The sequence below is a fragment of the Streptomyces sp. NPDC014764 genome, assembly GCF_043082785.1.
In the GTDB taxonomy this organism is placed as follows: Bacteria; Actinomycetota; Actinomycetes; order Streptomycetales; family Streptomycetaceae; genus Streptomyces; species Streptomyces althioticus.
The window spans coordinates 45116-56614 of record NZ_JBIBXY010000010.1; the positions used below are offsets into that span (position 1 = coordinate 45116).

12 protein-coding genes are annotated in these 11499 nt (G+C 72.2%); all 12 read left to right on the forward strand.

What is annotated here, in order from left to right:
- Nucleotides 1-235: 235 nt before the first annotated feature.
- The 12 genes from pgsA (at nt 236) to secD (ending at nt 11499) form a co-directional block, all read left to right on the forward strand.
- Complete coding sequence (gene pgsA, locus ACF1AG_RS23080) at nt 236-961, forward strand: phosphatidylinositol phosphate synthase (protein ID WP_359605784.1); 726 nt, start codon at nt 236-238, stop codon at nt 959-961.
- Nucleotides 958-1884 (forward strand): phosphatidylinositol mannoside acyltransferase, encoded by a 927-nt coding sequence (locus ACF1AG_RS23085; RefSeq protein WP_387796790.1) that lies wholly within the window; start codon nt 958-960, stop codon nt 1882-1884. Before pgsA ends, ACF1AG_RS23085 begins: the two co-directional genes overlap by 4 nt.
- Entirely contained in the window at nt 1881-3044 is a 1164-nt protein-coding gene (locus tag ACF1AG_RS23090; RefSeq protein WP_359605773.1) for a glycosyltransferase family 4 protein, read from the forward strand. The genes ACF1AG_RS23085 and ACF1AG_RS23090 overlap by 4 nt, the downstream gene beginning before the upstream one ends.
- A 471-nt stretch (nt 3045-3515) precedes the next feature.
- Complete coding sequence (locus ACF1AG_RS23095) at nt 3516-4058, forward strand: hypothetical protein (protein WP_359605771.1); 543 nt, start codon at nt 3516-3518, stop codon at nt 4056-4058.
- 136 nt (nt 4059-4194) lie between these two features.
- The gene (gene pdxS / locus ACF1AG_RS23100; protein WP_048458196.1) at nt 4195-5106 is read left to right on the forward strand and encodes a pyridoxal 5'-phosphate synthase lyase subunit PdxS; all 912 of its coding nucleotides are present in this window, start codon (nt 4195-4197) and stop codon (nt 5104-5106) included.
- Nucleotides 5106-5711: a pyridoxal 5'-phosphate synthase glutaminase subunit PdxT gene (gene pdxT, locus ACF1AG_RS23105; protein WP_359605767.1), complete on the forward strand. Its 606-nt coding sequence runs from the start codon at nt 5106-5108 to the stop codon at nt 5709-5711. Before pdxS ends, pdxT begins: the two co-directional genes overlap by 1 nt.
- A gap of 48 nt (nt 5712-5759) precedes the next feature.
- Nucleotides 5760-6512: a YebC/PmpR family DNA-binding transcriptional regulator gene (locus tag ACF1AG_RS23110; RefSeq protein ID WP_033275074.1), complete on the forward strand. Its 753-nt coding sequence runs from the start codon at nt 5760-5762 to the stop codon at nt 6510-6512.
- A gap of 106 nt (nt 6513-6618) precedes the next feature.
- Nucleotides 6619-7197 (forward strand): crossover junction endodeoxyribonuclease RuvC, encoded by a 579-nt coding sequence (ruvC, locus tag ACF1AG_RS23115; protein WP_359605765.1) that lies wholly within the window; start codon nt 6619-6621, stop codon nt 7195-7197.
- Nucleotides 7194-7799 carry a Holliday junction branch migration protein RuvA gene (gene ruvA / locus ACF1AG_RS23120; RefSeq protein ID WP_359605763.1) on the forward strand — a complete coding sequence of 202 codons (606 nt, stop codon included), beginning with the start codon at nt 7194-7196 and terminating at the stop codon, nt 7797-7799. The genes ruvC and ruvA overlap by 4 nt, the downstream gene beginning before the upstream one ends.
- A gap of 73 nt (nt 7800-7872) precedes the next feature.
- Nucleotides 7873-8943 carry a Holliday junction branch migration DNA helicase RuvB gene (ruvB, locus tag ACF1AG_RS23125; RefSeq protein WP_391810340.1) on the forward strand — a complete coding sequence of 357 codons (1071 nt, stop codon included), beginning with the start codon at nt 7873-7875 and terminating at the stop codon, nt 8941-8943.
- Between the two features lie 165 nt (nt 8944-9108).
- The gene (yajC, locus tag ACF1AG_RS23130; protein WP_359605759.1) at nt 9109-9591 is read left to right on the forward strand and encodes a preprotein translocase subunit YajC; all 483 of its coding nucleotides are present in this window, start codon (nt 9109-9111) and stop codon (nt 9589-9591) included.
- A 135-nt stretch (nt 9592-9726) separates the two neighbouring features.
- Nucleotides 9727-11499 (forward strand): protein translocase subunit SecD, encoded by a 1773-nt coding sequence (secD, locus tag ACF1AG_RS23135; RefSeq protein WP_359605661.1) that lies wholly within the window; start codon nt 9727-9729, stop codon nt 11497-11499.

Consider the following 11499-nt stretch of genomic DNA (forward strand, 5'->3'; position numbering starts at 1 on the left):
GTGAGGTCACTGTGGGCGCGGACCCGTGGAAGCCTTCCCCGGACCCCGTCCGGGGGCATCGCCTGCGGTGCGGCTCCGGCGGCGCCCGCGGTCCTTCGAGCTTTCCACTCCCGTCACGGCGCGTCCATACGAAGGACGTGATCCCCGCCTCGGCCCCGGCCGGGTGGACACTCCGCGACGCCCCGCGCGCGGCGGTCCGGGTGCCCCGCAGCCACGCCCCCGCGCGGTGACTACGATGGGCCCGCCGGTGGCCAGCAGGGGCCACGCGGCCACACCGACCGTCGGGAAGGCCATGCTGAACAAGTACGCGCGTGCATTTTTCACGCGTGTCCTCACACCGTTCGCCGCGTTTCTCATCCGGCGGGGGGTCAGCCCCGACACGGTCACGCTCATCGGCACCGCGGGCGTGGTGGCCGGCGCGCTGGTGTTCTATCCGCGCGGCGAGTTCTTCTGGGGCACGGTCGTCATCACGCTGTTCGTGTTCTCCGACCTGGTCGACGGCAACATGGCGCGCCAGCTGGGCCGTTCCAGCCGCTGGGGCGCCTTCCTCGACTCCACCCTGGACCGGGTCGCCGACGGCGCGGTCTTCGGCGGCTTCGCCCTCTGGTACGCGGGCTCCGGCGACGACAACGTGCTGTGCGCCGTGTCGATCTTCTGCCTCGCCAGCGGCCAGGTGGTGTCGTACACCAAGGCGCGCGGGGAGTCGATCGGGCTGCCTGTCGCCGTCAACGGGCTGGTGGAGCGGGCCGAGCGGCTGGTGATCTCCCTCGTGGCGGCCGGGCTCGCGGGCCTGCACGCGTTCGGGGTGCCCGGCATCCAGTACCTGCTGCCGATCGCCCTGTGGGCGGTCGCCGTCGGCAGCCTCGTCACGCTGGTCCAGCGCGTGGTCACCGTGCGCCGCGAATCCGCCGAGGCGGAGGCCGCCGAGCATCAGGCGCAGGGGAGCGAGGCCGCCCAGTGAGCGCCCAGGAGCGGCTCACCGACGCCCTGTACGGCGCGGGCTGGGGCACCGTGAAGAAGCTGCCCGAGCCGGTTGCGGTGCGCCTCGGGCGGACCATCGCCGACGTGGCCTGGAAGCAGCGCGGCAAGGGCGTGCTGCGGCTGGAGAGCAACTACGCGCGCGTGGTGCCCGACGCCGGCCCCGAGCGGCTCGCCGAGCTGTCCCGCGCGGGGATGCGGTCGTACCTGCGGTACTGGATGGAGTCCTTCCGGCTGCCCGCCTGGAGCCCGGAGCGCATCGCCGACTCCTTCGGCCCGAAGGACCTGCACCATCTCACCGAGGGCATGGCGGCCGGCAAGGGCGTGATCCTCGCGCTGCCGCACCTCGCCAACTGGGACCTCGCGGGCGCCTGGGTCACCACCAAGCTCGGCATACCGTTCACCACCGTCGCCGAGCGCCTGAAGCCGGAGACGCTGTACGACCGGTTCGTCGCCTACCGCGAGGGCCTCGGCATGGAGGTCCTTCCGCACAGCGGCGGCTCCGCCTTCGGCACGCTCGCCCGGCGGCTGCGCGACGGGGGCCTGGTCTGCCTGGTCGCCGACCGCGACCTGTCCGCGTCCGGCGTCGAGGTGAGCTTCTTCGGCCACGCCGCCCGCATGCCCGCGGGGCCCGCCCTGCTGGCCCAGCACACCGGCGCGCGGCTGCTGCCCGTGACGCTCTGGTACGACGGGCCCGTGATGCAGGGCCGGGTGCATCCCCCGGTCGGGGTTCCGGCGTCAGGTACGCGCGCCGAGAGGACGTCCGTGATGACACAGGCGCTGGCCGACGCCTTCGCCACGGGAATCGCCGAGCATCCGGAGGACTGGCACATGCTGCAGCGCTTGTGGACCGGGGACCTCGACCCCGCGCACGCCCCCGAGCACGACCGGGAGGGCACGGCGTGAGGATCGGCATCGTCTGCCCGTACTCCTGGGACGTGCCGGGCGGCGTCCAGTTCCACATCCGCGACCTGGCCGAGTACTTCATCCGCCAGGGACACGAGGTGTCCGTCCTCGCCCCGGCCGACGACGACACCCCGCTGCCCCCGTACGTCGTCTCCGCGGGCCGCGCGGTGCCCGTGCCGTACAACGGCTCGGTGGCCCGGCTGAACTTCGGGTTCCTGTCCGCCGCGCGGGTACGGCGCTGGCTGCACGACGGCTCCTTCGACGTGGTGCACATCCATGAGCCGTCCTCGCCGTCCCTGGGCCTGCTGACCTGCTGGGCGGCGCAGGGCCCGCTGGTGGCGACCTTCCACACCTCCAACCCGCGCTCCAAGGCGATGATCGCCGCGTACGCCATCCTCCAGGCCGCCCTGGAGAAGATCAGCGCGCGGATCGCGGTCAGCGAGTACGCCCGGCGCACCCTCGTCGAGCACCTCGGCGGCGACGCGGTGGTCATCCCCAACGGCGTCGACGTCGACTTCTTCGCCAAGGCCGAGCCCAGACCCGAGTGGCAGGGCGGCACCATCGGCTTCATCGGCCGCATCGACGAGCCCCGCAAGGGCCTGCCGGTGCTGATGCGGGCCCTGCCGAAGATCCTCGCCGCCCGCCCGGGGACACGGCTGCTGGTGGCCGGGCGCGGCGACGAGGAGGAGGCCGTCGAGTCGCTTCCCGCGGAGCTGCGGTCGCGGGTGGAGTTCCTCGGCATGGTCAGCGACGAGGACAAGGCGCGGCTGCTGCGCAGCGTGGACCTGTACGTGGCGCCCAACACGGGCGGCGAGAGCTTCGGCATCATCCTGGTCGAGGCGATGTCGGCGGGGGCGCCGGTGCTGGCCTCCGACCTCGACGCCTTCGCCCAGGTCCTCGACCAGGGCGCGGCGGGCGAGCTGTTCGCCAACGAGGACGCGGACGCGCTCGCCGACGCGGCGGTGCGACTCCTGGGCGACCCCGAGCGCCGTGAGGAACTCCGCGCGCGGGGCAGCGCGCATGTGCGCCGTTTCGACTGGTCGACGGTCGGGGCGGACATCCTCTCCGTCTACGAAACGGTCACCGCGGGCGCGGCGGCCGTCGCCACGGACGACCGCGCCACGGGACTGCGGGCGCGGCTGGGGCTGGCGCGGGACTAGCCCTCGAACAGGGGGGCCTGTCCGCGGACGCCCGTGGGGGCGCGGGGAACTGCGCGACCGGCCAGGGCCGGCCTGCAGTGGGCGTACGGCGCTGTCGGCGGGGCCCGCCGAGGGGGTGCCGCCTGCGCCCGCCCGTGCCGCCCTTGCGGGACGATTGCCCGCGGTCGGCGGGGGGTGAACGCCCTTCAGGGGCGCGGGGAACTGCGCAACCGGCCAGGGCCGGCCCGCACTCGGCGTACGACGGCGGGAGGCAGGCTCTTGGCCGCGGGTGCGGTGCGGCAAGCGGGGCCCGCCGAGGGGGTGCCGCCTGCGCCCGCCCGTGCCGCCCTTGCGGGACGATTGCCCGCAGTCGGCGGGGGGTGAACGCCCTTCAGGGGCGCGGGGAACTGCGCGACAGGCCAGGGCCGGCCCGCACCCGGGGCGCAGCCCCAGGGACAGCAACCGGCGCCGCCGGTACTAGCCTTGCCGCCCGTGACCCCAACCCTCATCTGGATCCTCGTCGTCCTCGTCGCCGTCGGCCTGTACCTGAGCTGGACGGCCGGGCGCCTGGACCGGCTGCACGCCCGGATCGACGCCGCCCGTGCCGCGCTCGACGCGCAACTCCTGCGCCGCGCCTCCGTGGCGCAGGAACTGGCCACCTCCGGGGTGCTCGACCCCGCCGCCTCGATCGTGCTGTACGAGGCCGCGCACGCGGCACGGCAGGCCGTGGAGGAGCAGCGCGAGGTCGCCGAGAGCGAGCTGAGCCAGGCGCTGCGGGCGGTGTTCGCCGACGCCCAGCAGGTGGACGCGGTCCGGGAGGCGCCCGGGGGAGAGGAGGCCGCCCTCGAGCTCGCCGAGGCCGTCCGCAGGGTCCCGATGGCCCGCCGCTTCCACAACGACGCCGTGCGCGCCGCCCGCGCCCTGCGGCTGCACCGCAAGGTGCGCTGGTTCCGGCTGGCCGGACACGCCCCGTTCCCGATGGCCTTCGAGATGGACGACGAGCCGCCGGCGGCGTTGATCGAGCGGGCCGCCTGACAGCGGTTTCCGGCCACGCGGCCCGCCGTCCCCGACCGAAAACGAGCCACAGGCTCATCATTGGCCCTTGCTGTGGCCTGCTCCGGTCACGTTTCCTCAGTGCTGCAGAATCCCCTTCACCTCAGCGAGGTCATTCGTGTCCAGCACGCTCTCCGAAAACCAGGGTCCCGAGACCGGCACCGCGCGCGTGAAGCGCGGCATGGCCGAGCAGCTCAAGGGCGGCGTGATCATGGACGTCGTCACGCCGGAGCAGGCGAAGATCGCCGAGGACGCGGGCGCCGTCGCCGTCATGGCCCTGGAGCGCGTCCCGGCCGACATCCGCAAGGACGGCGGTGTGGCCCGTATGTCCGACCCGGACATGATCGAGGGCATCATCGACGCCGTGTCCATCCCGGTGATGGCGAAGTCCCGCATCGGCCACTTCGTCGAGGCCCAGGTGCTCCAGTCCCTCGGCGTCGACTACATCGACGAGTCCGAGGTGCTCACCCCGGCCGACGAGGTCAACCACTCGGACAAGTGGGCGTTCACCACTCCCTTCGTCTGCGGCGCCACCAACCTGGGCGAGGCCCTGCGCCGCATCGCCGAGGGCGCTGCGATGATCCGCTCCAAGGGCGAGGCCGGCACCGGCAACGTCGTCGAGGCCGTCCGCCACCTGCGGCAGATCAAGAACGAGATCGCCCGTCTGCGCGGCTACGACAACCACGAGCTGTACGCCGCCGCCAAGGAGCTGCGCGCCCCGTACGAGCTGGTCAAGGAGGTCGCCGAGCTGGGCAAGCTGCCCGTCGTGCTGTTCTCCGCCGGCGGTGTCGCCACCCCGGCCGACGCCGCGCTGATGCGCCAGCTCGGCGCCGAGGGCGTCTTCGTCGGCTCCGGCATCTTCAAGTCCGGCGACCCCGCCAAGCGCGCCGCGGCCATCGTGAAGGCCACCACCTTCTACGACGACCCGAAGATCATCGCGGACGCCTCCCGGAACCTGGGCGAGGCCATGGTCGGCATCAACTGCGACACCCTGCCCGAGACCGAGCGCTACGCCAACCGGGGCTGGTGATGACCGCTCCCGTGATCGGAGTGCTCGCACTCCAGGGCGACGTACGGGAGCATCTGACGGCCCTGGCCGCGGCGGACGCCGTGGCCGGGCCCGTCCGCCGCCCCGAGGAGCTCGCCGAGGTCGACGGCCTGGTGATCCCGGGCGGGGAGTCCACCACGATCTCCAAACTGGCCGTGCTTTTCGAGCTGATGGAGCCCCTGCGCGCCCGCGTGCGCGCCGGTATGCCCGTCTACGGCACCTGCGCCGGCATGATCATGCTCGCCGACAAGATCCTCGACCCGCGCTCCGGGCAGGAGACCGTCGGCGGCATCGACATGATCGTGCGCCGCAACGCCTTCGGACGGCAGAACGAGTCCTTCGAGGCCGCCGTCGAGGTCGAGGGAGTCGCCGGGGGACCCGTCGAGGGCGTCTTCATCCGCGCCCCCTGGGTGGAGTCCGTCGGCGCGTCCGCCGAGGTGCTCGCCGAGCACGGCGGACACATCGTCGCGGTCCGCCAGGGCAACGCGCTGGCGACGTCCTTCCACCCGGAGCTGACCGGGGACCACCGGGTGCACCGCCTCTTCACCGACATGGTGCGGGCCGTCCGGCGGGGCGAGTCCTTGTAGGATTCCTGCGTTCGTTGCAGAGATGGGTTACGCGAAGGAGACAGGCAGATGTCCGGCCACTCTAAATGGGCCACGACGAAGCACAAGAAGGCCGTGATCGACGCCAAGCGCGGCAAGCTCTTCGCGAAGCTCATCAAGAACATCGAGGTCGCGGCCCGGATGGGCGGAGCCGACCCCGAAGGCAACCCGACGCTCTACGACGCCATCCAGAAGGCGAAGAAGCAGTCGGTCCCCAACAAGAACATCGACTCGGCGGTGAAGCGCGGCGCCGGCCTGGAGGCCGGTGGCGCCGACTACGAGACGATCATGTACGAGGGTTACGGCCCCAACGGCGTCGCGGTGCTCATCGAGTGCCTCACCGACAACCGCAACCGCGCCGCCTCGGACGTGCGCGTCGCGATGACGCGCAACGGCGGCTCCATGGCCGACCCGGGTTCCGTGTCGTACCTGTTCAACCGCAAGGGCGTGGTGATCGTCCCCAAGGGCGAGCTGTCCGAGGACGACGTCCTCGCCGCCGTCCTCGACGCGGGCGCCGAGGAGGTCAACGACCTCGGTGAGTCCTTCGAGGTGCTCAGCGAGGCCACCGACCTGGTCGCCGTGCGCACCGCGCTGCAGGACGCCGGCATCGACTACGAGTCCGCCGACGCCAACTTCGTCCCGACCATGCAGGTCGAACTGGACGAGGAGGGCGCCAAGAAGATCTTCAAGCTCATCGACGCGCTGGAGGACAGCGACGACGTGCAGAACGTCTTCGCCAACTTCGACGTGAGCGACGAGATCATGGAGAAGGTCGACGCCTGACGCGTATCGGGGCGGCGGGCCGACGGGACACACCCCGTCGGCCCGCCGCTTTGTCGGTGGCACCCGATAGCCTGCACAAACAGGTGATCGAGCAAGGGGGCGACGCGTGCGCGTGCTGGGGGTGGACCCGGGGCTGACCCGGTGCGGTGTCGGCGTCGTCGAGGGGGTTGCGGGACGCCCGCTGACCATGCTCGGCGTGGGCGTGGTCCGCACGCCCGCCGACGCCGACCTCGGGCACCGTCTGGTCGCCGTCGAGCAGGGCCTGGAACAGTGGCTCGACGAGCACCGCCCGGAGTTCGTCGCCGTGGAGCGCGTCTTCAGCCAGCACAACGTGCGCACGGTGATGGGCACCGCCCAGGCCAGCGCCGTGGCGATCCTCTGCGCCTCCCGCCGCGGCATTCCCGTCGCGCTGCACACGCCGAGCGAGGTCAAGGCCGCCGTCACCGGTTCGGGCCGCGCCGACAAGGCCCAGGTCGGCGCCATGGTGACCCGCCTGCTGCGGCTCGACGCACCGCCGAAGCCCGCCGACGCCGCCGACGCCCTGGCCCTCGCCATCTGCCACATCTGGCGCGCCCCCGCCCAGAACCGGCTCCAGCAGGCCGCCGCCGCCCACGCGGCGCGGACCCCGCCGACCACCCCGCGGACCCCCGCGGCCCGCCACGCATCGAAAGGCCGTACGGCATGATCGCCTTCGTCAGCGGCACGGTCGCCGCCCTCACCCCCGACACCGCGGTGGTCGAGGTCGGCGGTGTCGGCATGGCCGTCCGGTGCACGCCGGACACGCTGTCCACGCTCCGCGTCGGACAGCCCGCGAAGCTCGCCACCTCCCTCGTCGTCCGCGAGGACTCCCTCACGCTGTACGGCTTCGCCGACGAGGACGGCCGCCAGGTCTTCGAGCTGCTCCAGACCGCCAGCGGCGTCGGCCCCCGGCTGGCCCAGGCCATGCTCGCCGTGCACAGCCCCGACGCCCTGCGCCGCGCGGTGGCCACCGGTGACGAGAAGGCGCTGACCGCCGTCCCCGGCATCGGCAAGAAGGGCGCTCAGAAGCTCCTCCTCGAACTGAAGGACAGGCTCGGCGAGCCCACCGGCGCCCCCGCCGTCGGCGCGCCCGTCACCACCGGCTGGCGCGACCAGCTGCACGCCGCCCTGATCGGACTGGGGTACGCGACCCGTGAGGCCGACGAGGCCGTGGCCGCGGTCACCCCCCAGGCGGAGGCCGCCGAGGGCGCCGTACCGGTGGGGCAGCTGCTCAAGGCGGCCCTCCAGACGCTGAACCGCGCCAGATGACCGCGGACCGCGACCGCCGCCCGCGGGTCCACGAACGCGCCCGAGTCCGTACGGAGAGCTGAGGCACACGCACATGAACTGGGACGACACGAACGACACCACCGCCTCCGAGCGGCTGGTGGAATCGGTCGCCGACCGCGAGGACCAGGCCGTCGAGGCCGCGCTGCGCCCCAAGGACCTGGGCGAGTTCATCGGCCAGGAGAAGGTCCGCGAGCAGCTCGACCTGGTATTGCGCGCCGCCCGCGCCCGCGGCGCCACCGCCGACCACGTGCTGCTCTCCGGCGCCCCCGGCCTCGGCAAGACCACCCTCTCCATGATCATCGCGGCCGAGATGGAAGCCCCCATCCGCATCACCTCGGGCCCCGCCATCCAGCACGCGGGCGACCTCGCGGCGATCCTGTCCTCCCTCCAGGAGGGCGAGGTCCTCTTCCTCGACGAGATCCACCGGATGTCCCGGCCCGCCGAGGAGATGCTGTACATGGCGATGGAGGACTTCCGCGTCGACGTGATCGTCGGCAAGGGCCCCGGCGCCACCGCCATTCCCCTGGAGCTGCCGCCCTTCACCCTGGTCGGCGCCACCACCCGGGCCGGCCTGCTGCCGCCTCCGCTGCGCGACCGCTTCGGCTTCACCGCGCACATGGAGTTCTACGAGCCGGGCGAGCTGGAGCGCGTCGTCCACCGCTCGGCGGCCCTGCTCGACGTGGAGATCGACGCCGCGGGGGCCGCCGAGATCGCCGGACGCTCCCGCGGCACGCCCCGCATCGCCAACCGCCTGCTGCGCCGGGTCCGGGACTACGCGCAGGTCAAGGCGGACGGCAGGATCACCCAGGACGTCGCCGCCGCGGCCCTCGCGGTGTACGAGGTGGACGCCCGCGGCCTCGACCGGCTGGACCGGGCGGTGCTGGAGGCGCTGCTGAAGCTGTTCGGCGGCGGTCCGGTCGGCCTGTCCACGCTCGCCGTCGCGGTGGCGGAGGAGCGTGAGACCGTGGAGGAGGTGGCCGAGCCCTTCCTGGTGCGGGAGGGTCTGCTCGCCCGTACCCCGCGGGGACGGGTGGCGACGCCCGCGGCATGGTCGCATCTCGGCCTCACGCCGCCGCGCTCGCAGGCAACCGGAAACGGACAAGGGGACCTGTTCGGGGCGTGACGGCGAGCACGCTGGCCCGGGCAGGAACCCCGGTGCCATGCTGAGCGTTGTTCCCTTGGTGCGGACTCGCTTAGACTCCGCCGATGCCGCCCTTGTCGGCGGCACCACATACCCCCAACCATCAGGCCGTTCACCATCGCGGTCGTGTGAAGGAAGTTCCGACCCGTGAGTCTCCTGACCCTCCTCCCGTTCATTGTGCTCATCGGGGCCATGTTCCTGATGACCCGGTCGGCCAAGAAGAAGCAGCAGCAGGCCATCGAGATGCGGAACCAGATGCAGCCCGGTTCCGGCGTCCGCACGATCGGGGGCATGTACGCCACGGTCAAGGAGGTCAGCGAGGACACCGTCCTCCTCGACGCCGGGCCGGGTGTGGAGCTGCTGTTCGCCAAGAACTCGATCGGTGCCGTCCTGACCGACGAGGAGTACAACCGCATCGTGCACGGCATCGAGCACGACCTGCAGTCCGACGCCGACGTCGTCCCCGACGACGCCTCCTCCCTCACCGAGACCGACGACGCCTCCGACGCTGCCGCCGACTCCGACGACACGCCTGTCGACCTCGGCAAGAAGGACGCGGACGACGAGCCCGCCGACGCCACGGCGGACTCGCGCGCGAAGAAGTCCGACGGCGACTCCGACGCGAAGTAGCCGCGTTCCGGGGCGCGCGGGTACGGCCCGCGCGCCCCGGGGCATGCCCGGCTCGCACGGGACCATCCCGACATAACGTCATGGCCGCCGGCCTCCCGACCGGGGACGAGGCGGCCCGAGAGGGAGTACGAGAAGGTGGCAGCACTCAAAAAGGGACGGAACGCGAGCGCCACAAGCAAGCCGTGGCGCTCGCTGGCTCTGATCCTGATCGCCATCGTGGCACTCACCGGAGGGATGTTCGCCTCCGGGCACACCACTCCGCGTCTCGGCATCGACCTGGCCGGCGGAACGAGCATCACGCTGGCAGCGGTCCCCGAGGCGGGCCAGGAGTCCGCGATCAACAAGACCAACATGGACACCGCGGTCTCCATCATGGAGCGGCGTGTCAACGGTCTGGGCGTCTCCGAGGCCGAGGTCCAGACGCAGGGCGACCGCAACATCATCGTCAACATTCCCAAGGGCACGAATTCCAAGCAGGCCCGGGAACAGGTCGGCACCACCGCCAAGCTCTACTTCCGTCCCGTGATCGCCACCGAGCTGGCCGGGGGCGGCGCCGCGCCGCAGCCCAGCCCGACCGGCGAGCCCTCCGCCGATCCCTCCGGTGACAAGTCCGGCGACAAGGCGACGGACGGCGCGAGCCAGGAGGCCACCGACGGCTCCTCGGCGTCCGCCGACCCCTCGGCGAGCGCCACCACCCAGGGCCGCGCGGTCACCGACGCCCTGAAGGCGGACGAGAGCCCGGCCGCCACGGACAAGGCCAGCCCCTCCCCGTCCGCGACGGGCGGTGCCGCCGACCCCGACGCGAAGCTCCAGGAGGCGTACGCCAAGCTCGACTGCACCAAGGAGAGCGTCCGCGCCACGGCCGGTGACGGCGCCAAGGCCACCGACCCCACCGTCGCCTGCGGCCAGAACTCCGAGGGCCAGTGGCAGAAGTACATCCTCGGCCCGGCCGCCGTCGACGGCACCGACGTCGACGAGGCCGATGCCCTCCTGAACACCACCTCCGGCGCCGGCTGGACCGTGACCATGAAGTTCACGGGCGAGGGCTCCAAGAAGTTCGCCGACATCACCGGCCAGCTCGCGCAGAAGCAGTCCCCGCAGAACCAGTTCGCGATCGTCCTCGACGGCGAGGTCGTCTCCGACCCGTACGTCCGCCAGGCCCTGACCGGCGGCAACGCCGAGATCTCCGGAAACTTCACGCAGCAGTCGGCGCAGGACCTGGCCAACATGCTGTCCTACGGCGCCCTGCCGCTGACCTTCCGCGAGGACAGCGTCACCACCGTCACCGCCGCCCTCGGCGGCGAGCAGCTCCAGGCCGGTCTGATCGCCGGCGCCATCGGCCTCGCGCTGGTGATCCTGTACCTGCTCTTCTACTACCGCGGTCTGTCGTTCATCGCCATCGCGTCGCTGCTGGTCTCCGCGGCCCTCACCTACGTCATCATGGCGCTGCTCGGCCCGACCATCGGCTTCGCGCTGAACTTGCCGGCCGTCTGCGGCGCCATCGTCGCCATCGGCATCACGGCGGACTCGTTCATCGTCTACTTCGAACGGGTCCGGGACGAGATCCGTGAGGGCCGCTCCCTGCGCCCCTCCGTGGAGCGGGCCTGGCCGCGCGCCCGGCGCACCATCCTGGTCTCCGACTTCGTGTCCTTCCTCGCCGCCGCGGTGCTCTTCGTGGTCACCGTCGGCAAGGTGCAGGGCTTCGCGTTCACCCTGGGGCTGACCACCGTCCTCGACGTCGTGGTGGTGTTCCTCTTCACCAAGCCGCTGCTGACGCTGATGGCCCGCCGCAAGTTCTTCGCGAGCGGCCACAAGTGGTCCGGTCTCGACCCGAAGGCGCTGGGCGCGAAACCGCCGCTGCGCCGCACCCGCCGTCCCTCCGCCCCTGCCCAGACGAAGGAGGCGTGA

Excerpts from the sequence above, each read along its gene's own strand:
- ruvA (WP_359605763.1), top strand. The coding sequence starts at position 7,194 with ATGATCGCCTTCGTCAGCGGCACGGTCGCCGCCCTCACCCCCGACACC.
- ruvB (WP_391810340.1), top strand. The coding sequence starts at position 7,873 with ATGAACTGGGACGACACGAACGACACCACCGCCTCCGAGCGGCTGGTG.
- pgsA (WP_359605784.1), top strand. The coding sequence starts at position 236 with ATGGGCCCGCCGGTGGCCAGCAGGGGCCACGCGGCCACACCGACCGTC.
- pdxT (WP_359605767.1), top strand. The coding sequence starts at position 5,106 with ATGACCGCTCCCGTGATCGGAGTGCTCGCACTCCAGGGCGACGTACGG.
- ACF1AG_RS23110 (WP_033275074.1), top strand. The coding sequence starts at position 5,760 with ATGTCCGGCCACTCTAAATGGGCCACGACGAAGCACAAGAAGGCCGTG.